The sequence below is a fragment of the Thermochromatium tepidum ATCC 43061 genome (genome assembly GCF_009664085.1).
GTDB classification, from domain to species: domain Bacteria; phylum Pseudomonadota; class Gammaproteobacteria; order Chromatiales; family Chromatiaceae; genus Thermochromatium; species Thermochromatium tepidum.
Genome location: NZ_CP039268.1, coordinates 894,023 through 918,854, shown reverse-complemented (window position 1 = coordinate 918,854; position 24,832 = coordinate 894,023). Strand labels below are relative to the sequence as shown.

Here is a 24,832-nt window from a genome sequence, read left to right as displayed (position 1 = left end):
CGTTTAACCCTTGAGCGCGTCGAGATCCTCAACGTTGATGGTGCGGCGGTTGCGGAACAGCACCACCAGGATGGCCAGTCCGATGGCGGCCTCAGCCGCCGCCACGGTGAGGATGAAGAAGACGAAGACCTGCCCCGTCAGGTCGCCCAGAAAATGCGAGAAGGCGACGAAGTTCATGTTCACCGCGAGCAACATCAGCTCGACACACATCAACAGCAGGATCAGGTTCTTGCGGTTGAGAAAGATCCCAGCCACGGCAATGGCGAACAGCAGTCCGCCCAGGATCAGGTAGTCAGATAGCGCGACCATCAGCCCTCCCTCTTCTCATTGGCCAGGATCCGCAGTCCATCCTCCGGGGTCACCCTGACCAGCCGCACCCGGTCCGGACCCTTGCGCACCCGCACCTGCTGGGTCGGATCGACATATTTGTTGTCGGGACGCCGGCGCAGCGTGAGCCGGATGGCGGCGACGATGGCCAACAGCAGGATCACAGCGGCGATCTCGACCGGATAGAGATAGACGGTATAGATCAACAACCCCAGCTCACGGGTATTGCTGACCTCGGCCCTTAGCGGCTCGGGCTTGGGGAAGACGTCTAGCCCAAAATTGCCCGATCCGACGATGAGCAGGATCTCGACGGCCATGATCGCCGCGATCAGACCCGCCAGCGGCAGGTTCCGCACGAAGCCAGCGCGGAGAGTCGCCAGATCGATGTCGAGCATCATGACCACGAACAGAAACAGCACCATCACCGCGCCGACATAGACCAAGACCAGCACGATGCCGAGGAATTCGGCCTCCAGCAGTATCCAGAGTCCGGCGCTCGTCACGAACGCCAGCACCAAGAAGAGCACCGAATGCACTGGGTTTTTGCGCGTGATGATCATCACCCCCGCCCAGAGCGTGATGACCGCCAAGACATAGAAGATCAATTTTTCAGCCATGAGGTGTCATCCCGCTCAACGATAGGGCGCATCGGCCGCGCGTGCGGCGGCGATCTCGGCCTCGTATCTGTCACCGATCTCGAGCAGCCGCTCCTTGGTTAGGATGTGCTCGCCGCGCGTCTCGAAGTGATATTCGTAGATGCCGGTCTCGACGATGGAGTCAACCGGGCAGGACTCCTCACAGAAGCCGCAGTAGATGCACTTGAACAGATCGATCTCGTAGCGCGTGGTGCGGCGCGAGCCGTCTTCGCGCGGTTCGCATTCGATGGTGATGGCCAGCGCCGGACAGACCGCTTCGCACAGCTTGCAGGCGATGCAGCGTTCCTCGCCGTTCGGGTAGCGGCGCAGGGCATGGAGTCCGCGGAAGCGCGGCGAGATCGGCGCCTTTTCTTCCGGATACTGGACGGTGAACTTGCGCTTGAAGAAGTACCGACCCGTCACCGACAGCCCCTTGAAGAGCTCAGACAGGGTCAGACTGCGCAGATAGTCGCGCGCGGCTTGCAACATCTCGGGCCTCCAGATCATGCCGACCACCAGGGCGGCAGCCGATAGACCACCGCGAGCGCCACGACTAGGATCCAGACGAGCGTGATCGGGATGAAGACCTTCCAGCCCAGACGCATGATCTGGTCGTAGCGGTAGCGCGGGAAGGTCGCCCGCAGCCACAGGAACAGGAACATGAAGACAAAGGTCTTGGCGAGCAGCCAGTGGAAACCGTCACCGAGCAGCCAGCGGCCCTCGGCCCAGTCCGCCGGCAGCGGCGAGAGCCAGCCGCCCAGGAACATGAGCGCGGTCAAGGCCGAGATCAGCACCATGTTGGCGTACTCGGCGAGGAAGAACACGGCGAAGGCCATGCCCGAATACTCGACATGGAAACCGGCGACGATCTCGGACTCGCCCTCGGCCACGTCGAAGGGCGCGCGGTTGGTCTCGGCCACGCCCGAGATCAGATAGACCCCGAACAGCGGCAACAGCGGCAGCCAGAACCAGGTCAGGAGACTGCCCCGCTGCGCGGCGACGATGTCGCCTAGATTGAGGCTCCCGGCGGCGACCAGCACCCCGACCAGGGCAAAGCCCATCGCGATCTCATAGGCGACCATCTGGGCCGCCGAGCGCATGGCGCCGAGCAAGGCGTACTTCGAGTTCGAGGCCCAGCCGGCGATGATAATGCCATAGACCCCGAGCGAGCTGAGCGCGAGGATATAGAGCAGACCGGCGTTGATATCGGCCAACACCAGCCCTTCGTCAAATGGAAAGACCGCCCAGACCGCGAGTGCCGGGACGATGGCGATCATGGGCGCGAGCAGGAAGAGCGTCTTGTCCGCACGGGTAGGGATGACGATCTCCTTCATCAGCAGCTTGACCGCATCGGCGATCGGCTGGAGGAGCCCCCGCCAGCCGACCCGATTGGGTCCGATGCGCACCTGCATATAGCCAATGACCTTGCGCTCGGCGTAGGTGTAGTAGGCCACCAATCCGAGCAGCGGCACGACGATAGCGGCGATCTTGAGCAGGATCTGGATCAAGAGCGGCAGGCTGTTCCACGGTTCGATCATGACGGCATCATCCTCTCGCTCCGGAGGCCGTGCGGCCACTGAGACATTCGAGTTCAACTGGCCCGATCATGGGACCCAGCCCTTCGCTCCCCGGGACGGCGGCAGGGATGAGCGCCGCGCCGACCGCGATCCCGGGATCCAAAAGGAGCGGCGCCTCGGCCTCGGCCTCGCCCTGGGTGATGCGTACCCGATCGCCATCGGCCAGACCCAGTTCGGCAGCCTGATCCGGGTGCAGCCAGACGGCGAACTCGGCACCGGGCATCCGGGCGAGTGCCGGTGCACGACGCACCAGCGGGTCGAGCGCATAGCAGGGCACGGTGCCGACGCGGCTCAGACCTGAGCCAGGGACGAGCCTTGGGGCCGAGACGACCTGCAGCGCGCGCGGGGTGTTGTCGGGTATGGCTGCGGTACAGAGCGCGGCCAGCTCCTCGCGCACCTCAAGACCATCGCGATAGTCAAAGCCGGACAGATCCAGCAAGTTGCCGAGGACGCGCAGCACCTTCCAACCCGGACGCGCCTCGCCTGGGGGCGGCACCGCCCCCTGGAACGACTGCCAGGTGCCGCCGGCGTTGACGAAGGTGCCGGAGATCTCGGCGAAGGCGCCGATCGGCAGCAGCACATCGGCCGCTGCGCGCAGTGACGGCGAGTCGAAGGCCGAGCAGGCGACGACGAACTCGGCCTGTTCACAGGCAGCCAGGGCGCGGGCCGGGTCGATCAGGTCGCGATCCGGCTCCAGCCCCCAGAGCACCAGGGCGCCGAGTGGCTTTTCGAGCATGGCCCCAACGGCCAGTCCAGGCGTTGGGGCCGGATGGGCGCCCGGCAGGATCGCTGGATGGGCGCCGGCCAGATGTGCGCCGATGCTATTGGCCGCCGCCGGCAGATACCCGAGACGCACACCGGCGGCCTCCGCGATCAGGCCCGCCAGCGCCTTGAGCAGGCTGTAATCGGGGTGGGCGCAGGCCAGGGCGCCGAGCAGCACCACCCCCTGCCCCTGTGCCTGCTGCAACGCCTGGGCAAAGGACTCATGCACGGCGGTCGGTTCGCTCGCGCCGATCAGATCGGCCAGAATACCCGAACCGCGCGCCACAAGCGCCCTGGCAATGGCGGCGAGATCCGAGACCATCCGCGCCGGGGCGCTCTGGATCTGGCTGGCGCGATGGTTGAGCTCCAACCGGAGCGGATTGAGGCCCAGAACCTCGGCCCCATTCAATGCCGCCTGACGGATACGGTGTGCAAGCAGCGGCTGTTCCTGGCGGATGTGTGAGCCGATCAGCAGGATCGCCTTCTGTCGCGACAGTTCGGCGATCGGCAGCCCCAGCCAGGGGAACAGCGGATCGGCGGCATCGGCGCGGAAATCCTGCTGACGCAGACGATGATCAATGTTGTCGCACCCCAGAGCGCGTGCGATCCGGGCCGCCAGATAGAGTTCCTCGAGCGTCGCATTGGGCGCCATCAGCCAGCCCTGGTCGGTGCCATTCACCGACTTGAGCCGCTCTGCGACCTGGGTCAGGGCCTCGGTCCATTCGACCTGATGCCATTCACCCTCGCGCTTGATCAGGGGCGTCTTCAGACGATCCGCGCCATTGAGACCGGCATAACTGAAACGATCGCGATCCGAGATCCAGGTCTCGTTGATCGCCTCGTTGTCCTTGGGATGCACACGCATCACCTGACCACGCCGCACATGGAGCTGGAGGTTGGAGCCGAGTCCGTCGTGGGGCGCGATGCCATCGCGCGCAATCAGCTCCCAAGGCCGGGCGGTGAAGCGATAGGGCTTGGAGGTCAGGGCCCCGACCGGACAGAGGTCGATGACATTGCCCGAGAGCTCGTGCGTGACCACGTGGGCGACGAAGGTCCCGATGCGCATGTCTTCGCCGCGTCCGGTCGCGCCCAGCTCGCGCACCCCGGCGATCTCGGCACAGAAACGCACGCAGCGGGTGCAATGGATGCAGCGCGTCATGTCGGTGGCGATCAGCGGACCCAGATCCTCGTCCAGCACCACGCGCTTGCGTTCGGAAAAACGCGAGACATCGCTGCCATAGCCCATGGCCAGGTCCTGCAACTCGCATTCGCCGCCCTGATCGCAGATCGGACAGTCGAGCGGATGGTTGATGAGCAGGAACTCCATGGTGGCGCGCTGGGCCTCGATCGCCTTGGGCGAACGGGTCCAGACCTTCAGTCCCTCGCCGACTGGGGTCGCGCAGGCCGGAACCGGTTTGGGGAAGGGACGCCCCCCCTGCTCGGCCTCGACCAGGCACATCCGGCAGTTGGCCGCGATGGAGAGTTTTTTGTGATAGCAGAACCTGGGGATCGCAATGCCCTCACGATCGGCGACCGTGATGATCATCTCGCCTGGCACCGCCTCGCAGACGCGGCCATCGATCTCGATGTTGATCTTGTCCGTCATCAAAACCTTTCCGGTTGAAACCCGGCCCTATCTAGGGGCGGAATTATTTTTGAATGGTTACCGGATTTTCACCGGTAGGGTTTTTGCAATTTGTTCCTAAGCGGAACGATTTAAAAATGACATTAAATAATGACGGCACTTTATTCGATGCACCATTTTCTTGGCTTGCTTTCACGGTAATACAGGAAGCTAAATTACCAATAAGTTTAAGAATAAATCCAAAAACTTGGATCTAAACGATAATCGTATTAAAGCAAATAATTTAGGCACAATCGAATCAACTGACAATAGCGCAATGAGCCTAAGACTCACTCTTAGGCATCATGATCTCGAGCGAGCTTAGTAATTGCTTTTGATCTCTATGGTAGACCACAAGACTTCTATATATTACCATTGGCTCCCCTCTAATAATCACCAAGCGGTTCGCATGAAAAAAATGCTTTGGATGTCCTCCCAGCGAAGAAAAACTTGCTTATGCAACAGGTAGTACTCAAGACGTATTCGCTCATCATTTGCACTGAGCCTCTTGAAGTACTCGGGCTGTGCTGATAGGTATCCGAAGAAGCCTCCAAGTGACGCCCCAGATAACAGAACGGTGGCAGCGGCCATGCGCCATGCGCTCGAAGAGCGCCGAAAAAAGTCTAGCCAAAACATGAATCCAAGACCAGAACCCATTATCGTCATGCCCCAAAAGATAAACAGGGTAGTAGACTCGGACTGAAACTGATATGAAAAGAATTGTTCCATGCTCATTGCATCTCAATGTCGCTTGAAGGACGCAGAGACGGCAAGCAAAATTTACTGGAATAGTATCACTCTAAAAGCGTTTGCTAGCATGGTCTTTTAGCGAAGAGCAAGCACCAAAAGGTTTTAGACAGACATCATTGATACGGTATCTTGGTCAGCCTGAGAACGAGAATGTGCAATGAATGACGCTGTGAATAAATATAGTGGATTACAGTAAACACCAAATGCGCTTGGACGCAGTTAATGCTCTACTTTTGTATGCGCGCAGCCATTGGTTATTGATTGAACAGAGCTTTAACTGTCCAATAACTCATGCAACATGCTCTGAATCTTCGTCGTCTAGACTGATTGCTATCTAAACCCAAGAACACCTGAAAAAATCCATCTTGCCAAAAGATTCACTTTCCGAACAGTGCAAGCCTGAATCAAGCCGCCAAACTCCGCCCATGCTCGATCATGTATGCAAACTCATGCCGATAATGCTTGAGGAAACTCTGCACTGGCATCGCCGCCGCATCGCCCAGCGCGCAGATGGTCTTGCCGCCGATGCGTCCGGCGACGCTGTCGAGCAGGTCCAGATCCTCGGGGCGCCCCTGGCCATCAAGGATGCGCTTGATGACCCGCGCCAGCCAGCCGGTGCCCTCGCGACAGGGCGTGCACTGACCACAGGACTCATGCATGTAGAAGTTCGACAGGTTGTAGAGCACCTTGACCATGCAGGTCCCCTCGGCGATGACGATGACCGCCCCCGAACCAAGCATCGATCCGGCCCTGGCGATGGAGTCATAGTCCATATCGACCTCCATCATGATCTCACCCGGCACCACGGGCACCGAGGACCCACCTGGAATCACCGCCTTCAACTTGCGCCCATCCTTGACGCCCCCCGCCATCTCCAGCAGGGTACGAAACGGCGTCCCCAGCGGCACCTCGAAATTGTTGGGGTTATTGACGTGACCCGTGACCGAAAACAGCTTGGGTCCGCCATTGTTCGGACGACCCTGCTCCAGGAACCACTGCCCACCCTTTTCGAGGATCACCGGGATCGAGGCCAGCGACTCGGTATTGTTGATCGTCGTCGGTCGGCCATAGAGACCGCACTGGGCCGGAAACGGCGGTTTGAACCGCGGCTGACCCTTCTTGCCCTCGATGGATTCGAGCAAGGCCGTCTCCTCGCCGCAGATATAGGCCCCCGCACCATGATGGGTATAGAGCTCGAAATCGATCCCCGAACCCTGGATATTGCGCCCGAGCAGACCGGCGGCATAGGCCTCGCGCAGCGCCTCCTCGAAGCGCGCGATCGGTTCATAGAACTCACCGCGGATATAGTTGTAGCCCACGGTCGCGCCGATGCAGTAGCCGGCGATCGCCATCCCCTCGATCAATTGATGCGGGTTATAGCGAAGGATATCGCGATCCTTACAGGTGCCCGGCTCGCCTTCGTCGGAATTGCAGACGATATATTTCTGCCCCGGCGCATTGCGCGGCATGAAGCTCCACTTCAGCCCGGTCGGGAAGCCTGCCCCCCCGCGTCCTCGCAAAGCCGAGCGCTTGACCTCCTCGATCAGAGTGGACGGGTCAGGGCGCTCGCGCAGGATACGCTCCCACTGCGCATAGCCACCGAGATCACGATAGGCGGCCAGGGTGTGGCGGATCGCAGGATCGAGATGTTGATTGCGGAAGCAAACAGTGTTCTGACGTTCGACCATGCCCCTACTCCAATCCTTCGATCAGCTTGTCGAGCGACTCGGGCGTCAGCTTCTCGTGATAGACCTTGTCGAGCAGCACCACCGGCGCATCGCGACAGGCCCCCAGACATTCGACCTCCTTGAGCGTGAACCGCCCATCGGGCGTGGTCTCGCCGGGCTTGACGCCGTACCTGTGCTCGACATGGGCGATGAGCTCCTCCGACCCATTGAGCATGCAGGAGATGCTGTTGCAGATACAGACCTTGTGCCGGCCCTGTGGCGTGAGGTCATACATGCCATAGAAGGTCGCGACCTCATAGACTGAGACCGCTGGCATATCGAGGTAGGCTGCCACGTCATCCATCAACTCGGTCGTCAGCCAGCCGCCGTTGGCGTCCTGGACGATCGTCAGCGCCGGCATCACCGCCGACTGCTTCCACTCGGGCGGATACTTGGCGATATGCGCATCGATGGCCGCGCGGATCTCGGGCGTGAACAGGGCGGATTTGTTCACGTTATGCACAACAGTCAGAGGGGCGTTACGAAAGCTCATCAGCGGTCGATCTCACCAAACACGATATCCAGCGTACCAATGATGGCCACCACATCGGCCAACATATGACCCCTGGACATCTCGTCCAGCGCCGCCAGATGCGCGAAACCGGGCGCGCGCACCTTCAGCCGATAGGGCTTGTTGGCACCATCCGAGACGATGTAGCAGCCGAACTCGCCCTTGGGTGCTTCGACGGCGGCATAGACCTCGCCCGGTGGCGGACAATAGCCCTCGGTAAAGAGCTTAAAGTGATGGATCAAGGCCTCCATGTTCTCCTTGACCTCAGCGCGCTTGGGCGGAACGATCTTGTGATCATCGATGGCGACCGGACCCGGATGGGCGCGCAGCCAGTCAACACATTGGCGGATGATGCGGTTGGACTGACGCATCTCCTCGATACGCACCAGATAGCGGTCGTAGCAGTCGCCGTTCACGCCGACTGGAATGTCGAAATCGACCTGATCATAGGCCGCGTAGGGCTGCTTTTTGCGCAGATCCCAGGCGATGCCCGAGCCGCGCAGCATGGGGCCGGTGAAGCCGAGCTGCAACGCCCGCTCCGGTGACACCACACCGATCCCCACGGTACGCTGCTTCCAGATGCGATTGTCAGTCAGCAGGGTCTCGTATTCATCGACATGGCCGGGGAAGCGCTCGGTGAAGTCCTGGATAAAATCGAGCAACGATCCCTCCCGTGCGGCGTTACGCTGGGCGATCTCGCGCGCGCTGTGCCACTTGGACTGACCCTCATAGCGCGGCATCCGGTCCGGCAGATCGCGATGCACGCCACCCGGACGATAATAGGTCGCGTGCATGCGCGCCCCAGAGACCGCCTCATAGCAGTCCATCAGATCCTCGCGCTCGCGGAAGCAGTAGAGGAAGACGCTCATGGCACCGATGTCGAGGGCGTGCGCCCCGAGCCACATCAGGTGATTCAGGATCCGGGTGATCTCATCGAACATCGTGCGGATGTACTGCGCACGCTCCGGGACCTGGACGCCGAGCAGCTTTTCGATCGCGCGCACATAGCCGTGTTCGTTGCACATCATGGACACATAGTCCAGGCGATCCATATAACCGATGGATTGGTTATAGGGCTTATACTCGGCCAGCTTCTCGGTGCCGCGATGCAAGAGACCGATGTGCGGATCGGCACGCTCGATGACCTCGCCGTCCATCTCGAGCACCAGACGCAGCACGCCGTGCGCCGAGGGATGCTGGGGACCAAAGTTCAGGGTGTAGTTGCGGATCTCAGGCATGACGGCCCTCCTCGCCGGAACCAAGGTAGCGGCTGTCCTCACGGATCACGCGCGGCACCAGCACGCGCGGCTCGATGGAGACCGGCTCATAGACGACGCGCTTGCGCTCGGGGTCGTAGCGCATCTCGACCTGACCACTGAGCGGGAAGTCTTTACGGAATGGATGGCCGATGAAGCCATAATCGGTGAGGATACGGCGCAGATCCGGATGCCCACGAAACAGGATGCCGAAGAGATCGAAGGCCTCGCGCTCGAACCAGTTGGCCGAGTCCCAGACTGAAACCATTGAGTCGAGGATCGGCTCGGCTGCGCTGACATGGACGCGCACCCGCAAGCGCCAGTTGTGCGTGAGCGACAGCAGATGGACCACCACCGCGAACCGCTTGGGATCATCCACCGTGATCCCAAGCCCAGGCTTAACGCCGCGCCCGAAGCCTATGCTCGATGCCTCCTCGGTCTCCCATTCCGACTGGCCATAGACGGCGTAGTCGACGCCACAGAGATCGATCAGCTGCTCGAAGCGGAAGTCGTCGTGATCTCGCAGCATCTGGGCCGTATCGAGCAGACGCTCCGCGGGCGCAATCAGGGTCAGCTCGCCGAACGCATCGATCAGCTCGAAGCCCGGTTCGGCAAAGTGCGCACGAATGGAGGCGGCAAGCGTATCCAGCCTGGCGTTGCGGGTCAGGATCTGTGTCACCATGGTCTCTGAACCAGGACTTTAGCGGGCAATGGTATTGGTGCGGCGGATCTTCTCCTGCAATTGCAGGATGCCGTAGAGCAGTGCCTCAGCCGTCGGAGGACAGCCAGGGACATAGACATCGACTGGGACGATGCGATCGCAGCCGCGCACTACCGAATAGGAATAGTGATAGTAACCACCGCCGTTGGCACAGGACCCCATGGAGATGACCCAACGCGGCTCAGCCATCTGGTCATAGACCTTGCGCAACGCCGGCGCCATCTTGTTGACGAGGGTCCCGGCCACGATCATGACATCCGACTGACGCGGGCTCGGGCGGAAGATGATGCCGAAGCGGTCGAGATCATAACGCGCGGCACCGGCGTGCATCATCTCGATCGCGCAACAAGCCAGCCCGAAGGTCATGGGCCAGAGCGAGCCGGTACGCGCCCAGTTGATCAGCTTGTCGGCGGTCGTGGTGACGACGCCTTCTTCAAGCAAGCCTTCTATTCCCATTCCAGGGCCCCCTTCTTCCACTCATAGATGAAGCCAACGACCAGGATCCCGAGAAACACGACCATGGCCCAGAAGGCGAAGAGGCCCAGCTCACCGAGCGCAACGGCCCAGGGAAACAGGAACGCGATCTCCAGATCGAAGATGATGAACAGGATAGCGACTAGATAGTACCGGACGTCGAATTTCATGCGGGCGCTCTCGAACGCCTCGAAGCCGCATTCGTAGGGGGAATCCTTTTCGCTATCGGGACGCCGTGGACCAAGCAGATAGCCCATGACCAGCGGTCCCGCGCCAACTAGTATCCCGACCAGAATGAAGATCAGGATCGGCAGATAGTTGTCGAGCACTCTGTCCTCTCTCTAGTCATTTTTTTAATGCTGCGGCCGAATCGGGAGTCTAGTGCAGGGGTTAGCGCGATGTCAACCCGAGCATCAATTCAAATTATTGTTTTTTCAAACTGTTAGGCAGAAAACCATGCCACAAAAAAACGGCATACCACTTAAACTATGGTATGCCGTTTGTTATTGGTGCCGACGGCCAGACTCGAACTGGCACGGCTTGCGCCACTACCCCCTCAAGATAGCGTGTCTACCAATTTCACCACGTCGGCTAGGGCTTTCGCTCAATCACTCGTTGGCATCGAACTTAGCTTCTGTTTGCTGCGGCGCCTTCTGCACCGGAGCCATAGGTATATCAGATACAGCTGATTCACTCGATAGGGCGGCCCCCGGAATCGGGGGGACATCCGAGTTCGGAGACATTGTCGCTGAGTCAACCGCTGCATTCGGGACAACAACCGCCTCACCGATTTTATCCATCAATCCAGTCGGCTTACTCGCCTGAGCCGCATAATAGGCCAGCGCCATACTGGTCAGAAAAAATAGCGTAGCCAGGATGGCCGTGAGCCGCGTCAAAAACGAACCCGAGCCTTGGGCACCAAAAACGGTCGCCGAGGCACCACTGCCGAAGGCTGCACCCGCGTCTGCGCCCCTCCCGTGCTGGATCAGTACCAGACCGATCAGACCAAGCGACAAAAAGACTTGGAGGACTGTCAGAATCGTTTGCATGCGCTACTCAATTGAACAAAGCGTCTCACGCCGCCATCTCTCCTGCCCGGCAGATCGCCAGAAATTCCTCGGCCACCAACGAGGCGCCGCCGATCAAGCCACCGTCGATGTCTGGCATCGCCAGCAAGTCAGCGGCGTTCGACGGCTTTACACTGCCGCCGTAGAGGATTCGCATCTTTTCGGCGATTGCGCCTCCATGCGCAGCGATACGGCGACGGATAAAGGCATGGACCTCTTGTGCCTGTTCGGGCGTGGCCGTCTTTCCAGTCCCGATCGCCCAGACCGGCTCATAGGCGATCTCGATTTGACCAATGGAGTCAATGCCGTTGGCCTCGATGATCGCGTCGATCTGTCGCGCGATCACGGTCTCCGTGACCCCTTGCTCACGTTGTTCGAGCGTCTCGCCAACACAGAGAATGGGCGTCATGCCAGAAGACACAACCATCGCCAGCTTTTTAGCCACCACGGCATCGGTCTCGCCATAGTATTGGCGACGCTCGGAGTGTCCGCAGATCACATAACGGCATCCGAACTCGCGCAGCATCGCAGCCGAGATCTCGCCCGTATAGGCGCCGCTCGCCTCGGTGCTGACGTTCTGCGCCCCGAGACGGATGGGGGTTCCGGACAGCAAACGCTGCCCGAGCTCTAGAAAGACGAAGGGTACGCAAACCGCTATTTCGGTCTTCGTCATTCCAGTCGAACCTTCGATGACACCCTGGATCAGCGATTCGGCGCCGGCACGGGTGTTGTTCATCTTCCAGTTACCTGCGATCAGAGGCTGGCGCATGACGATACGGCTCCCTGTTCTGCTCAAGGCGAACTCGCTCAAGGCGAGCCAGCGATTATAGACACTTTCGCGCGTTCCGCAAGGGCCCTGTAGGGGCAAATGAGCAATGTCTGCCCCTAGCAGGTTAAAATGCCCGCTTTGCGTTCAAGCAGAGGATTATGGAAAGGCGGATCGAGATGAGCGGCCAGGAAGTATCGAGCGGCTAGAGGGGTCCAGCACGTGCTGGATGGGGTGCTTAGCCAGCGGCAGGTGGGGGACAAGCTCGGCTTGAGCGTTCGGCAGGTGTGGCGGCCGTTGCGCCATGAGCGCCAAGGGGCGAAGGGGCGCCCCACCGGACCCGGCGCGTCATGGGTTCGGGTTGCAGGGTGACATGGGTAATACCGAAGTCATGCCTCAAAAGGGCGTGACTCTGTTCCAGGATCTCTTCCCAGGCGGCCAAATCAGGGACCACCAGATGGGCCGTCAGCACTGGCAGGTCGGAGCGTACCGCCCAGATATGCAGATCATGGACCGAGGCGACGCCCGGCACGGCTGCCAGGGCCTGACCGACACGCGCCAGATCGAGATGCAGCGGGACGCCTTCCATCAGGCCATGAACGGATTCGCGCAGCAGGCGCAGACTGGAGACCAGGATGAGCGCGCCGATGGCCAGCGACAGCAGCGGATCGATGGGGGTCCAGCCGCTGACGGCAATGATGAGGCCCGATGAGAGTGCGGCCATCGAGCCGAGCAGATCGCCCAAGACATGCAGCAGGGCCGCACGGGTATTGAGCGTCTCCTCACCGCGCGTCAGCATCCAGGCCACCGCCAGATTGAGTGCCAGACCCAACGCGGCGGTCAGGGAAACAGCCACGCCCTGCACCGCTTGGGACGTGTGCAGACGCGTGATCGCCGAGATCACCAGCCAGACGACCAGTGCCAACAGTGCGGCGCTATTGATCAGGGCGGCGAGGAACTCGGCGCGTCCCAAACCATAGCTGTGTCGCGCCGAGGCCCCGCGTCTTGCCAACCAGGCCGCGCCAGCCGCCAAGGCCAGCGCGGCGGCATCATTGACCATGTGCCCGGCATCTGCCACCAGGGCGAGCGATCCGGCCCACAGTCCCACGGCGGCCTCGATGCCGGCAAAGCCCAGTGTCAAGGCCGTCGCCAGCATCAGCATACGGTCGCTGTCGGCGCTGGCAGGATGCGCATGGGGATGGTCATGGATCATGGCAGGATCACGCGCGGCAGCGTTTGGTTACAACAGCCCCCAGGCGGTCTTGATCGCAACAGCGAGCAGCACCAAGGCGATGAGGCGCTTCAGCGAATGGGCGCTGAGACGCTCGGCGGCCAGCCAGGCACCGAGTGCCGCCCCGGCCAGGGTCGCGACAGCCGTGACGCCGAGCAGGGCGGGGTCGATGCGTGCGACCTGGACATGCGCCAGGAAGCCGCTCATCGAGGCGAAGATCACGACGAAGGACGCGCTGGCCGAGGCGCGCTTGGGTTCCAGCCCGGACGCCACCAGCGCCGGCACGATGATGTTGCCGCCGCCGACGCCGAGCAGCCCGCCGATGAAGCCCGCCGCGCCGCCGACCGGTAGCCCCAACGCCAGGGTGGCGCCCGTGGAGGCTCGGCTCGAACGCGGCTTGGGCCGGTAGAACAGCATCATGCCGGCGGCGAAGACCAGAAAGACCACGAACAGCCACAGCAACGGCGTCCGGTCGAGTCCGTGGGCGGTCGAGACGCCCACGGGCGACAAAGCGACCGCCAGCACCAGGATGGGCGCGACCAGCCGCCATTCGACCAAACCCTTGCGCATGAAGGTGATGGAGGCGACCGTCATCCCAAGCGCATTGAGCAGCAGTGCGATGGCCATGGCGGTATGCAGCTCGATGCCGAAGGCGAGGAAGACCGGGATCAGGATCAGCGCCGCCCCCACCCCGGCCATGCTGAACAGCGTGGTCAGGGCGAGCGTGATCAGGGCGGTGAGAACGAGGAGAGTCATGCGGCCGACCGCGGCTCGCGGATTCCGGTGATCCGCTCACGACAGGGGATGCAGACCCGCTGCTCGCCGACCAGGCGCGCGTAGCCTTCGACCACCATCTCGCCGCAGATTTCGCACACCAACCCGGCGAAGGAGTGCGCATGATGTTCGATCGGATGCTCGAAGATCGGACCAACCGTGAGGAGCTGCTCATCCGGGGCGCTCATGACCCGATCGACCAGCGGCTGGACGATCTCCAGGGGGACTTTCGAGGCCGGGATGCCTTTCTCTCGATAGTCCTTGAAGAACGCGGTCTGCTTGTTGGCCAGCATCGCCTCGGCCTTCGGTGTGACCCGCACGGCTCGCCCGCTGGCGACTTCGATCAAGGTCACACCCCATTTGCCGTAGTGCAACTTCTTGATGTTGCCCTTACCGAAGGTGCAGCCGGTGACCATCTGGACGCCATCGGCAAAGCATGTGGCGCAATGGTCCTCGCCCAGTTCCAGCAGGGCCAGGAGTTGACCGTCGGCAGCGCGCTCGACGCCGAGCGCGTTGAGCGCCGCCGCGCCAACGCGCAGTCCCATCGGCATCGCCGGACATTTATGGCCGTGCAGAGCAAGGCCGTGCTCATAGAAATCGTTGGCTTTGATCATGTGCCGGAATCCTGGTGTGTGTTGGCGAAAGAGGCCGAATGGCCCCCGACATGCAGGAAGACGCGGACGACGGCAAAAGGATGCACCTCATCGCCGTCACCGCCAGTTGGTCAGCCCCCAGTCATCGACATGAAGCGCACCACCTGCCCAGGGCGCTCGTTGAACGCATGGCGCTCGGGCTTCAGGGCCATCGCTTGACGCAGATGCGCCTGGAGTTCGTCCGCACCGATCCCGGCACGCAGCAGATCGCGCAGCGGATAGCTGTGGTCCTGGCCCAGACACAGATAGAGCGTGCCGTCGACGCTCAGACGCACCCGATTGCAGGTGGCGCAGAAGTGCTGCGAAATGGGCGTGATGAAGCCAAGCCGGGTGTCGGTTCCGGCAACCCGGTAATAACGGGCAGGACCGCCGCCGGGCAGGATGTCCGGGATCAGCTCGAAACGCTGCTCCAGACGCTGCTTGATCGGTTCCAGGTCGCCGAAGGTGCTCGCGGCGGCCCGCCCGGTGGCGCCCATCGGCATGGTCTCGATCAGACGCAGGGTGAACCCATGCCTCGCACAGTAATCGAGGAGATCCTCGATCTCGGCGTCGTTGACGCCGCGCATGACCACCGTATTGACCCGGATCGGGTCCATGCCGGCCTCTCGCGCCGCCGCGATGCCGCCCAGCACCCGCTTGAGATCGCCGCCCGTGATCTGGCGGAAGACCTCCGGATTCAGACTGTCGAGACTGACATTGAGCCGCCGCACCCCGGCGCGCGCCAGCGGCGCGGCGAGCAACTCCAATCGGGTGGCATTGCTCGACAGCGAGAGATCGTCGAGACCGGGCAGGGCCGACAGACGTGCGGCCAGCTCGGTCAGGCCGCGCCGCATCAGCGGTTCACCGCCGGTCAGACGCACCCGACGCACGCCCAGCGCCGTGAAGGCCGCGACCACACGCTCGATCTCGTCGAAGGTCAGCCAGTGTGCCTGTTCCTCGAAGCCCTTGAAGCCCTTGGGAAGACAGTATCCGCAGCGCAGGTCACAGCGATCCGTGACCGAGAGACGTAGATAGTCGATGCAGCGACCGAAGGGGTCGGTCAAGGGGGCGTGACTCATCCTCGGGTGTCCTCATGACTTATGGTTTTGACTGTCACTCGATATCGCGTGGCGTGAAACAGCAGACATGACCCTGTTCGTCGAAACGCACCTGACAGACCTCGATCAGCCGTCGTTGCAAGCGTGTCCGGGCACGCTGGAGGCGCGACTTGGCGCCAGGCAGCGACAGGCCGAGCCGGTCGGCAAGGGCCTGCTGGGGTTGGCCCTCGATGTCGCAGAGCGTCAGCGCCAGCCGGTCGGCCTCGGACAGCTCGGCGAGCACGCGCGGCAGACACTCCGTGAGTCGATCCAGCGGCGACAGGGGTGTGTTAGAGGGTGCGGGGAGATCCTCGCTGAGCGGTAGGTGTTCGCGTTGCGCGCGCAGACGATCGGTCAGGGTGTTGCGCACCACCTGGAACAGCCAGGCACGCGGATTCCGAACCCCGCAGAATCCCCGACCCAGGCGCAGCGCCTTGATGAAGGCGTCCTGGAGCAGATCCGCCGCCTCATCGACATCGCCCAGACGATGATCGAGATAGCGTTTCAGCTCGGGCGCATGACGCGACCAGGCGTTCAGAAGGCAGGGCGGCGTGCGGTGCATGGTGGAATCTGGTTGTCCGAGAGTGCGGGCTTGGAGCATGTCTTTATAATCCAGGGTTGTCCGGCAACGCCAACCCTAATGTTTAGCGCTTATAAAGCCCCCCTTGAAACCGCATTTCATTGCGCATTCGTTGATATTTGAACACTTCACGCACGATGGTCAGCCTCCATCAGGATCGAATCATGGTCGGGGTCCAGCCCGGTCATCTCCAGGTCGATCCAGATCAGATTATGCCCGCTCTTGCTCATGGGACCCAGATCCGTGCGATGGTGTGGTCTTTTAAATCAACGCGGCCCTAAATTAAAGATGTGGATCGCGCCTTACGGCGCTCCTACCCCGCCAACGCATCCCGTAGGAGCGGCTTTAGCCGCGATCTTGGCGGTTGAGGCGGGGAGGGGCGCTGCGATCGCGCCTCAAGGCGCTCCTACAGATCCACCGACCCGCTTTGCCGAGATCCACCTTTATAGGGCCAGGGTTTGAAATTGTTCTATCGCTCATACCTTCCAGGAAGACCGCTCGAGGCGTGTTGCAGCCTTTTTGCCCGATGGTCTTTTGGGCCACCTTAAATAAGCAGGGCAGCCGATTTAGGGAGCGATTACCATGACGCGCCGTCTCGAACAATGTCTGGAAACCAGCAGCGCGCTGCGACTGGAGCTGAACCGACAGCGCTTCGCCGGTCATGGCCGTATCGACCTATTGCGCCGGATCAATGAGACCGGTTCGATCGCGCGCGCGGCCAAGTCACTGGGCCTGTCCTACAAACAGGCCTGGGACGCGGTCGATGCCATGAACAATCTCTCACCCGAGCCGCTGGTGCGGCGTCAGGTCGGCGGACGGCATGGCGGCGGGACCGAGCTCACCGAGGAGGGACGACGCCTGATCGCGGTTTACGAGGCAGCAGAGACGGAGCACCGCCGTTTTCTCGAACGCCTGAGTCGGAGCGTGCAGGATTTCGATCATTTTCAAACGTTACTTGGAGTCATGAGCATGAAAGTCAGCACCCGTAATCATCTGCGCGGCGTCGTGTCCGCGATCACCCCCGGCGCGGTCAACACCGAGGTCAGGCTCGATATCAACGGCGCCCCCTTGGTCGCCATCATCACCAATGACAGTGTTGCTGCGCTGGGTCTCACGGTCGGCACTGAGGCCTTTGCCCTCATCAAGGCGTCATTCGTCATCCTGGCTACCGAGGACGGCGGACTCAAGACCTCGGCGCGCAACCGGCTGTGTGGAGTCGTCGAGCGTATCGTCACGGGCGCGGTCAACACTGAGGTCGTCCTGGCGCTCGACGGCGGGACGCGCCTGACGGCCATGATCACCAACGAGAGCGTCACGAATCTGGGGTTGGCTGTGGGCCGGCGTGCCTGCGCACTGATCAAGGCGTCGCATGTCATCCTGGCCGTGAAGGACTGAGTTATAACCATGCAAACCTCCCCCGACGGTGTTCTGGATGATGGCGCTCTGTGGCAGTTGCTGGCCGAGGATGCGCCCTATGGCGATCTCACCACCGAGGCACTCGCGATCGGGGCGCGGGCAGGGTGCATCCGCTTTTTCGCTCGCGATCCAATGACCGTTTGCGGCACCGAGGAGGCTTACCGACTCTGCGAGCTGAGCGGCGCTCGTGCTGAATTGCACGTCGCTTCCGGTCAGTTCGCTCCACCCGACACCCTGTTGCTCGAAGCCGAAGGCACGGCAGAGGTGCTGCATCGGGTCTGGAAAACCGCACAGACCCTGCTTGAATGGTGCTCGGGGGTGGCCAGTTGTGCGGCTGAGATTCAGGCCGCCGCGCGGCGCGGTCATCCGGATGCCAGGGTCGCCGGCACCCGCAAAAATGTCCCCGGTGTGCGGCGGCTGGCGGTCAAGGCGTTTCGTGCCGGCGGGGCGGTAATGCATCGCTGCGGCCTGTCGGAAAGCGTGCTGATCTTTGCCGAGCATCGTCAGTTTCTTGGTGACGAAACCCCCGCGACCACCTTGACCCGAGTACGGCGGCACTGTCCCAAACAGCCGATCGTGGTTGAGGTTCACAGCCGAGACCAGGCGCTGGCCTGGGCCGGAGCCGATGTGCTGCAACTAGAGAAATTCACGCCGGCCGCCGTGGCCGAGACCGTCGCCGCACTGAACAACTGCGCGGCGACCCCGCTGATCGCCGCCGCCGGCGGGATCCATGCCGGCAATGCCGAGGACTATGCCCGCGCCGGGGCGCGTCTGCTGGTCACCAGTGCCCCGCATCAGGCCCCGCCACGCGACGTACAGGTGCGCTTCGTACCGGCTTGAGTGCGATGAGCCGATGCGGTCGCTGGTAGCAAAACACGCGCTCGTTGTCGGTTTTGCTACCAGCAATCCGACCGCAAACAGCTTAATCTACTGAATAGCAAGAATATGGTATGTGTTTTGCCTTTTGCTTATCGTTATATTTTTTTTGATATAACGATTGATCGTCACATCGCCGCCTAACTCACACTGGAGTCACCCCATGCGCCTTCTTCCAAGCGTTCCTGTTCTGAGTCTGGCCCTGACCATGGCCCTGTTTTCGTGGTCGGCTCAGGCCGAAAAGATCACCATCGCTGCCGCAGCGGATCTCAAATTCGCCATGGACGAGATCGTGACCGCGTTCAAGAAGACCCACCCGACGGATGAGATCACGGTGATCTACGGCTCGGCCGGAAAGTTTTTCACCCAGATTCAGCAGGGTGCGCCCTACGATCTCTATTTTTCCGCCGACATCGCCTTTCCGCACGAGTTGGAGAACAAGGGCCTGGCCGGCTCCACGATCACACCCTACGCCATCGGTCGGATCGTGCTCTGGAGCACGGATTTGGACGCTAGCCAGATGACGCTTCAGAGTCTCACCGATCCTGCCATCACCCGCATTGCCATCGCCAATCCCCAGCATGCCCCTTACGGGCGACGCGCCGAGGAGGCGCTGCGCGCCTCCGGGCTGTGGGAGAGGCTCCAGCCAAAGCTGGTGCTGGGCGAGGACATGATTCAGGTGTCGCAATTCGTGCAGAGCGGCAATGCCCAGGTTGGCATCATCTCGCTGTCCTTCGCCCTCAATCCCGAGCTGGCCAGGAAGGGGGGCTATTGGCTGATTCCCGACACCCTGCATGAACCCCTGGAACAAGCCTTCATCATCACCAAGCGTGCCGAGCACAATGCCCTGGCCCGCGCCTTCGCCGACTACATGCAAACCCCGGACGCGCGCGCCACGATGACCGCCTATGGGTTCGTGCTACCGGGTGAAACGGCCGCTTCGAGCCACTAAAGGCGTCACCACACCAGCCGCCCAATTCACCGAACCGCGCGCCTGACCCGAGCCACACGCCATGACCGCTCGGGTTGTCAGCCCACTCCAGAGGACATTTGCCATGCGCCTGACCAAGACACTCCTGCTTGCCACAACATTGCTGCTCTCGCTGTCCGCCCACGCCGAAAAGATCAGCATCGCGGCGGCAGCGGATCTCAAATTCGCCATGGACGAGATCGTGACCGCGTTCAAGAAGACCCACCCGACGGATGAGATCACGGTGATCTACGGCTCGTCTGGCAAGTTCCACACCCAGATCCAGCAGGGCGCGCCCTATGATCTCTATTTCTCGGCCGACATCGACTTTCCCCGTGCCCTGGTGAAGGAGGGGCTCGCCGCCTCCGACGTCAGGCCCTACGCCTTCGGTCGCATTGTGCTCTGGAGCACTCGCCTGGATGCCACCAGGATGACGCTCCAGAGCCTGACCGATCCGGCCATCACCCGCATCGCGATCGCCAATCCCCAGCACGCACCCTACGGCAAGCGCGCCGAAGAGGCGCTGCGCTCCGCCAAGATCTGGGACCAGGTCGAACCCAAGCTGGTCTATGGCGAGAACATCGCCCACACCGCCCAGTTCGTGCAGACCGGCAACGCCCAGGTGGGTATCATCGCCCTGTCCCTGGCGCTCAACCCAGAACTGGCCAGCCAGGGTGGCTATTGGTTGATCCCGGACGACCTGCATGAGCCATTGGAACAAGGCTTCATCATCACCGAGCGGGCGGCGGGCAATGCCCTGGCCAGGTCGTTCGCCGACTATATGGACAGCCCTGAGGCGCGCCGGATCATGACCCACTATGGCTTCGTCCTGCCCGGCGAAGCACTGGAACCCTGAGCATGAGTGGGATCAGTCACCTAGCCCGTGCCGGTCAAGGCCTTCTGGCCGGCGGGCTCATCGGCACACTCGGCGGGCTCATCGGCTTGGGCGGGGCGGAGTTCCGCCTGCCCGTCCTGGTGGGACTCTTCAGGCTCGATACCCTGGAGGCGATCATCTTCAACAAGGCGATGAGCCTGGTGGTGGTGGCTGTGGCCCTGTTCGCGCGTCTCGGCACCATTCCCGTCGGAGAGATGCTAGAGCATGCCGGGGTGGTCCTCAATCTACTGGCGGGGAGCCTGATCGGTGCCTGGTGGGCCGCCGGGCACGCCATGACGATGGCGCGGCGTTGGCTTGATCGCGTCGTCATGGTGCTACTGGTCGGGCTGGCGCTGTTGCTGTTGTCCGAAGCCTGGCTGGGTCTTGGCGACGCCGCGGCGGCGCTGATCGCGGAGGGCTGGCTGCGTCTCGGCCTGGGTCTGCTCGCCGGATTCGGCATCGGGATGGTCGCCGCCCTGCTGGGGGTGGCGGGCGGTGAGCTGCTCATCCCGACCATCGTGCTGCTCTACGGGCTGGACATCAAGCTGGCCGGCAGTCTCTCGCTGGCGGTCAGTCTGCCGACCATGATCGCCGGCTTCACCCGCTACACCCAGTCAGACGCCTTTACCGTGCTGGGGCGCGAGCGACCCCTATTCGGTGCCATGGCGGCGGGTTCCATCCTCGGTGCCGTCCTGGGCGGGCTGATGCTGGGCTGGGTACCGACCCAGTGGCTAACGACCCTGCTCGGGGTGATCCTCCTGATCTCGGCCATTAAGACCTTTCAACACAGCCATTGAATCGAGGAACGCTATGGTGTTGACCGACAGCGATCTGCAGGCCATCGGGCTCACCGTCCGCCTGGCCGGCATCGTGACCTTGATCCTGCTGGTGGTGGGCACGCCCATCGCCTGGTGGCTGGCGCGCACCCGGCATTGGCTGAAAGGCCCCATCGGCGCCCTGGTCGCCCTGCCGTTGGTGCTGCCGCCGTCGGTGCTGGGCTTTTATCTGTTGCTGGCGATGGGGCCGCATGGGCCGGTCGGGCAACTGACTCAGGCGCTGGGTGTAGGGCTCCTGCCCTTTACCTTCTGGGGTCTGGTGGTGGCCTCGGTGTTTTACTCGCTGCCGTTTATGGTGCAGCCGTTGCAGAATGCCTTTGAGTCGATCGGCGAGCGTCCGCTCGAGGTCGCCGCGACCCTGCGGGCCTCGCCCCTGGATACCTTCTTCACCGTGGTGGTGCCGCTGGCCCTGCCGGGTTTTCTGACCGCCGCGATTCTCACCTTCGCCCACACGGTGGGTGAGTTCGGCGTCGTGCTGATGATCGGCGGCAATCTGCCGGGCGAGACCCGGGTCGCCTCGGTCCAGATCTATGATCATGTCGAGGCGCTGGAGTATGCCGCCGCCCATCGGCTCTCGGCGGTGATGCTGATCTTCTCCTTCCTGGTGCTGCTGGTGCTCTATGCCTGGCGGCCCAATACCAAGAAGTGGTCCTAACATGAGCCGCATCCACGCCCGTTTCCATCTCGACTATCCGGATTTTTCGCTCGATGTGGATCTCGACCTGCCGGGACGTGGGGTTACCGCTCTCTTCGGTCATTCCGGTTCGGGCAAGACCACGCTGTTGCGTCTGATCGCCGGTCTGCAGCGGGCGCGTGCCGGCCATCTGAGCGTGAACGGCGAGGTCTGGCAGGATGGCGAGACCTTTGTGCCCACGCATCAGCGCCCGCTCGGCTATGTCTTCCAGGAGGCCAGTCTCTTCCCGCATCTCTCCGCGCGGGGCAATCTGGCCTATGGGATGAAGCGTGCGGGCGACGTCATGGGCCAGGAGGCGCTGGCCCAGGCGGTCGAACTGCTCGGCATCAGTCATCTGCTCGACCGCCGTCCGCACCAGCTCTCCGGGGGAGAGCGCCAGCGCGTCGCCATCGCGCGTGCCCTCGCGCTCCATCCGCGTCTGCTGTTGATGGACGAGCCGCTCGCCGCGCTCGATCTCAAGCGCAAGCAGGAGATCCTGCCCTATCTGGAGCGTCTGCACGATCAGCTCGAGATTCCGATGCTCTATGTGAGCCACTCGCCCGACGAGGTGGCGCGGCTGGCCGATACCGTGGTGGTGATGGAACAGGGGCGCGTGCGCGCCCAAGGGCCGGTGAACGAGATCTTCAGCCAGCTCGATCTGGCGCTCGCCCAGGCCCCGGAGGCGAGCGCCCTCATCGAGGGCGTGGTCTTGAGTCATGACGACGACTATGCCCTGACGCAGCTGGAGATCCCAGGTGGGCGGCTGAGCGTGGCGCGGCTCGATTGCGACATCCATGAGCGGGTACGGGTGCGCATCCATGCACGCGATGTCAGCCTGGCCCTGGACGAACCCCGAACCTCTAGCATCCTCAACATCCTGCCGGCAGTGATCCTGGAGCTGCGCGAGATCGATCAGGGACAGGTGCTGGTCAAGCTTTGTCCCGGGGCGAATGAGAAGGCACCGTTTCTGGCGCGTATCACCCGCCAGTCGCGCGACCGCCTACGGCTATACGAGGGACAGCAGGTCTATGCACAGGTCAAGACGGTCGCTTTGATGGATTGACAGCCAAGTACGCCACGCACACCAAGATCCTTGATTTGTCGTAGCAACCAACCTGACCGGCCCTGTCGTCACAAAAACTTCACTTGTCTTTGGTATGGGTCGTCAAAGATATTGGGGTAAAAATTCGAGGCGCTTGTCTATTTTTCCACTTGAGGCCCTGCATCACAGCAGGATTTGCCGCTCAGGATCAACCCCATGACCGATAAAGTCTTCAATGTGCTCTTTCTTTGTACTGGAAATTCCGCCCGCAGCATCTTCGCCGAACGCATCATTGAACGCTGGGGCGCGGGGCGTTTTCGCGGCTTCAGCGCCGGAAGCCACCCCAGGGGCGAGGTGCATCCCCTGACGCTGGAGCTGCTGCGACGCAACAACTATTTGACCGACGGACTGCGCAGCAAGGATTGGGCGGAGTTCGCCAAGCCGGATGCGCCTCAGATGGATTTCGTCATCACTGTCTGCGACAAGGCCAAGGGCGAGACGTGCCCGGTCTGGCCCGGCCAACCGATGATCGCCCATTGGGGCACCGCGGATCCAGCCGCCGTGGAGGGCGACGAGCTGACGCGGCTCAATGCCTTTCGCACGGCCTTTCGCGAGATCGAGAACCGTATCAAGATCTTTGTCTCACTGCCCTTCGCCTCGCTCGACAGATTAAGGCTCCAGCATGAGCTCAACCGCATCGGTAAGACCTGAAACATCCCATCCCCATCCATCCGATGGCCGCGGCCATCTCATCCGTCCTGACGTGATGATGCCGTCAGGGCGGCCAGCAGACCCCGCAGCACATCCAGGGGCGCAGGTGGGCAGCCTGGGATCTTGACATCGACCGGGATGACCGTCTCCACCGCGCCGCAACTCGCGTAGGTGACACCGAACTCACCGCCGCTGCAGGCGCAGTTACCCAGGGCGATGACGAACTTTGGCGCGGGGGTCGCACGCCAGGTGCGACGCAGCGCCGCCTCCATGTGGCGTGAGACCGGGCCTGTCACCAGCAAGGCATCGGCGTGACGTGGCGAGGCGACGAAGTGCACGCCGAACCGCTCGAGGTCGTAATAGGGGTTGTTGAGCGCGTGGATCTCCAGCTCACAGGCGTTGCAGGACCCGGCATCCACCTGACGAATGGCGAGGCTGCGCCCGAAACGCGCGTCGATCAGTCTGCGTAGCTCGACCCCCAGCCGTTTCAATTCGGCCTCGCTGTGCACCGGCCCAGGTTCGGTGATGATCCCAATGCGCTGGGAGTGCCGAAGGATGCGTAGCATATCGTCTTCTCCGCGTGTCTGATCCGAAACCCTGACTTGACTCGGAAAGACAGGTCAGGAAGGAGGCTTGTCCTCGGTCTTGGCAGCCCCCCCAGTCAGCCAGTCCGGCAGGTCGCGCGATCCACTGTGATCAAGGATGTATTGGCGTATCAGTTTACGGATGACCTGGGAGGGGTTTAGGTCTTGTTCGGCACAGATCGCCTCGAATAGCTGCTTTTTTCGTGGATCGATGAGGACGGTCAGGCGCGCCGTTCGATGTTCCATCATACACCTTCTGATACAGCGGATTATCATCCGATGTGAATTGAATTATCATAGGATTATCATATAGAATCGTGCCATACAACCATGGCAAAA

Annotated in this window: 29 protein-coding genes and 1 tRNA gene; 8 read left to right on the top strand and 22 right to left on the bottom strand. The window is 61.9% G+C overall.

Annotation, left to right across the window (positions count from 1 at the left end; genetic code table 11):
* Nucleotides 1–3: 3 nt before the first annotated feature.
* The 20 genes from nuoK to E6P07_RS04185 all read right to left on the bottom strand — a co-directional run bounded on the left by nuoK (nucleotide 4) and on the right by E6P07_RS04185 (nucleotide 16,493).
* On the bottom strand, nucleotides 4–309 hold the full coding sequence (nuoK, locus tag E6P07_RS04275) for an NADH-quinone oxidoreductase subunit NuoK (RefSeq protein WP_153974473.1): 306 nt from the start codon (nucleotides 307–309) through the stop codon (nucleotides 4–6).
* Entirely contained in the window at nucleotides 309–944 is a 636-nt protein-coding gene (locus tag E6P07_RS04270) for an NADH-quinone oxidoreductase subunit J (RefSeq protein WP_153974472.1), read from the bottom strand. Before E6P07_RS04270 ends, nuoK begins: the two co-directional genes overlap by 1 nt.
* Before the next feature lie 15 nt (nucleotides 945–959).
* On the bottom strand, nucleotides 960–1,451 hold the full coding sequence (nuoI, locus tag E6P07_RS04265; RefSeq protein ID WP_153974471.1) for an NADH-quinone oxidoreductase subunit NuoI: 492 nt from the start codon (nucleotides 1,449–1,451) through the stop codon (nucleotides 960–962).
* Between the two features lie 14 nt (nucleotides 1,452–1,465).
* Nucleotides 1,466–2,500 carry an NADH-quinone oxidoreductase subunit NuoH gene (nuoH, locus tag E6P07_RS04260; protein ID WP_153974470.1) on the bottom strand — a complete coding sequence of 345 codons (1,035 nt, stop codon included), beginning with the start codon at nucleotides 2,498–2,500 and terminating at the stop codon, nucleotides 1,466–1,468.
* Nucleotides 2,501–2,507: 7 nt separating this feature from the next.
* On the bottom strand, nucleotides 2,508–4,907 hold the full coding sequence (nuoG, locus tag E6P07_RS04255) for an NADH-quinone oxidoreductase subunit NuoG (RefSeq protein WP_153974469.1): 2,400 nt from the start codon (nucleotides 4,905–4,907) through the stop codon (nucleotides 2,508–2,510).
* A gap of 411 nt (nucleotides 4,908–5,318) precedes the next feature.
* A complete protein-coding gene (locus E6P07_RS13580; protein WP_162008603.1) occupies nucleotides 5,319–5,654 on the bottom strand; it encodes a hypothetical protein in 336 nt (111 codons plus the stop codon).
* A 425-nt stretch (nucleotides 5,655–6,079) separates the two neighbouring features.
* Entirely contained in the window at nucleotides 6,080–7,363 is a 1,284-nt protein-coding gene (nuoF, locus tag E6P07_RS04250; protein WP_153974468.1) for an NADH-quinone oxidoreductase subunit NuoF, read from the bottom strand.
* A gap of 4 nt (nucleotides 7,364–7,367) precedes the next feature.
* A complete protein-coding gene (nuoE, locus tag E6P07_RS04245; RefSeq protein WP_153974467.1) occupies nucleotides 7,368–7,895 on the bottom strand; it encodes an NADH-quinone oxidoreductase subunit NuoE in 528 nt (175 codons plus the stop codon).
* Nucleotides 7,895–9,151: an NADH-quinone oxidoreductase subunit D gene (locus tag E6P07_RS04240; protein WP_153974466.1), complete on the bottom strand. Its 1,257-nt coding sequence runs from the start codon at nucleotides 9,149–9,151 to the stop codon at nucleotides 7,895–7,897. The genes nuoE and E6P07_RS04240 overlap by 1 nt, the downstream gene beginning before the upstream one ends.
* The gene (locus E6P07_RS04235; protein WP_153974465.1) at nucleotides 9,144–9,851 is read right to left on the bottom strand and encodes an NADH-quinone oxidoreductase subunit C; all 708 of its coding nucleotides are present in this window, start codon (nucleotides 9,849–9,851) and stop codon (nucleotides 9,144–9,146) included. The genes E6P07_RS04240 and E6P07_RS04235 overlap by 8 nt, the downstream gene beginning before the upstream one ends.
* Nucleotides 9,852–9,869: 18 nt before the next feature.
* Nucleotides 9,870–10,346: a NuoB/complex I 20 kDa subunit family protein gene (locus E6P07_RS04230; protein WP_012971611.1), complete on the bottom strand. Its 477-nt coding sequence runs from the start codon at nucleotides 10,344–10,346 to the stop codon at nucleotides 9,870–9,872.
* Nucleotides 10,337–10,693, bottom strand: coding sequence for an NADH-quinone oxidoreductase subunit A (locus E6P07_RS04225; RefSeq protein ID WP_153974464.1), 357 nt, complete (start codon nucleotides 10,691–10,693; stop codon nucleotides 10,337–10,339). The genes E6P07_RS04230 and E6P07_RS04225 overlap by 10 nt, the downstream gene beginning before the upstream one ends.
* 178 nt (nucleotides 10,694–10,871) lie before the next feature.
* Nucleotides 10,872–10,956, bottom strand: a tRNA-Leu gene (locus E6P07_RS04220).
* A gap of 16 nt (nucleotides 10,957–10,972) precedes the next feature.
* Complete coding sequence (secG, locus tag E6P07_RS04215) at nucleotides 10,973–11,413, bottom strand: preprotein translocase subunit SecG (RefSeq protein ID WP_153974463.1); 441 nt, start codon at nucleotides 11,411–11,413, stop codon at nucleotides 10,973–10,975.
* 25 nt (nucleotides 11,414–11,438) lie between these two features.
* Nucleotides 11,439–12,200: a triose-phosphate isomerase gene (gene tpiA, locus E6P07_RS04210; RefSeq protein WP_153974462.1), complete on the bottom strand. Its 762-nt coding sequence runs from the start codon at nucleotides 12,198–12,200 to the stop codon at nucleotides 11,439–11,441.
* Nucleotides 12,201–12,435: 235 nt separating this feature from the next.
* On the bottom strand, nucleotides 12,436–13,410 hold the full coding sequence (locus tag E6P07_RS04205) for a cation diffusion facilitator family transporter (RefSeq protein WP_153974461.1): 975 nt from the start codon (nucleotides 13,408–13,410) through the stop codon (nucleotides 12,436–12,438).
* A 27-nt stretch (nucleotides 13,411–13,437) separates the two neighbouring features.
* Nucleotides 13,438–14,184: a sulfite exporter TauE/SafE family protein gene (locus E6P07_RS04200; protein ID WP_153974460.1), complete on the bottom strand. Its 747-nt coding sequence runs from the start codon at nucleotides 14,182–14,184 to the stop codon at nucleotides 13,438–13,440.
* Complete coding sequence (locus E6P07_RS04195; RefSeq protein WP_153974459.1) at nucleotides 14,181–14,816, bottom strand: FmdE family protein; 636 nt, start codon at nucleotides 14,814–14,816, stop codon at nucleotides 14,181–14,183. Before E6P07_RS04195 ends, E6P07_RS04200 begins: the two co-directional genes overlap by 4 nt.
* Nucleotides 14,817–14,926: 110 nt before the next feature.
* A complete protein-coding gene (moaA, locus tag E6P07_RS04190) occupies nucleotides 14,927–15,913 on the bottom strand; it encodes a GTP 3',8-cyclase MoaA (protein ID WP_153974458.1) in 987 nt (328 codons plus the stop codon).
* Nucleotides 15,914–15,947: 34 nt separating this feature from the next.
* Nucleotides 15,948–16,493 (bottom strand): sigma-70 family RNA polymerase sigma factor, encoded by a 546-nt coding sequence (locus E6P07_RS04185; RefSeq protein ID WP_153974457.1) that lies wholly within the window; start codon nucleotides 16,491–16,493, stop codon nucleotides 15,948–15,950.
* 600 nt (nucleotides 16,494–17,093) lie between these two features.
* Here E6P07_RS04185 and E6P07_RS04175 point away from each other — a divergent pair.
* The 8 genes from E6P07_RS04175 to E6P07_RS04140 all read left to right on the top strand — a co-directional run bounded on the left by E6P07_RS04175 (nucleotide 17,094) and on the right by E6P07_RS04140 (nucleotide 23,909).
* Complete coding sequence (locus E6P07_RS04175) at nucleotides 17,094–17,906, top strand: TOBE domain-containing protein (RefSeq protein WP_153974456.1); 813 nt, start codon at nucleotides 17,094–17,096, stop codon at nucleotides 17,904–17,906.
* Between the two features lie 9 nt (nucleotides 17,907–17,915).
* Complete coding sequence (gene modD, locus E6P07_RS04170; RefSeq protein WP_153974455.1) at nucleotides 17,916–18,767, top strand: ModD protein; 852 nt, start codon at nucleotides 17,916–17,918, stop codon at nucleotides 18,765–18,767.
* A gap of 199 nt (nucleotides 18,768–18,966) precedes the next feature.
* A complete protein-coding gene (gene modA / locus E6P07_RS04165) occupies nucleotides 18,967–19,755 on the top strand; it encodes a molybdate ABC transporter substrate-binding protein (RefSeq protein WP_153974454.1) in 789 nt (262 codons plus the stop codon).
* Between the two features lie 103 nt (nucleotides 19,756–19,858).
* Entirely contained in the window at nucleotides 19,859–20,629 is a 771-nt protein-coding gene (modA, locus tag E6P07_RS04160; protein ID WP_153974453.1) for a molybdate ABC transporter substrate-binding protein, read from the top strand.
* Between the two features lie 2 nt (nucleotides 20,630–20,631).
* Nucleotides 20,632–21,444, top strand: coding sequence for a sulfite exporter TauE/SafE family protein (locus E6P07_RS04155; protein ID WP_153974452.1), 813 nt, complete (start codon nucleotides 20,632–20,634; stop codon nucleotides 21,442–21,444).
* A 13-nt stretch (nucleotides 21,445–21,457) separates the two neighbouring features.
* Nucleotides 21,458–22,138, top strand: coding sequence for a molybdate ABC transporter permease subunit (gene modB, locus E6P07_RS04150; RefSeq protein WP_153974451.1), 681 nt, complete (start codon nucleotides 21,458–21,460; stop codon nucleotides 22,136–22,138).
* Between the two features lies 1 nt (nucleotide 22,139).
* The gene (modC, locus tag E6P07_RS04145) at nucleotides 22,140–23,219 is read left to right on the top strand and encodes a molybdenum ABC transporter ATP-binding protein (RefSeq protein ID WP_153974450.1); all 1,080 of its coding nucleotides are present in this window, start codon (nucleotides 22,140–22,142) and stop codon (nucleotides 23,217–23,219) included.
* A gap of 195 nt (nucleotides 23,220–23,414) precedes the next feature.
* Entirely contained in the window at nucleotides 23,415–23,909 is a 495-nt protein-coding gene (locus E6P07_RS04140; protein ID WP_153974449.1) for an arsenate reductase ArsC, read from the top strand.
* A gap of 38 nt (nucleotides 23,910–23,947) precedes the next feature.
* Here E6P07_RS04140 and E6P07_RS04135 read toward each other — a convergent pair whose 3' ends face one another.
* Together E6P07_RS04135 and E6P07_RS04130 are read right to left on the bottom strand one after the other, a co-directional pair.
* Nucleotides 23,948–24,475: an NADH-quinone oxidoreductase subunit B family protein gene (locus E6P07_RS04135; RefSeq protein WP_153974448.1), complete on the bottom strand. Its 528-nt coding sequence runs from the start codon at nucleotides 24,473–24,475 to the stop codon at nucleotides 23,948–23,950.
* A 54-nt stretch (nucleotides 24,476–24,529) separates the two neighbouring features.
* On the bottom strand, nucleotides 24,530–24,739 hold the full coding sequence (locus tag E6P07_RS04130; protein ID WP_153974447.1) for a CopG family transcriptional regulator: 210 nt from the start codon (nucleotides 24,737–24,739) through the stop codon (nucleotides 24,530–24,532).
* Nucleotides 24,740–24,832 lie beyond the last annotated feature (93 nt).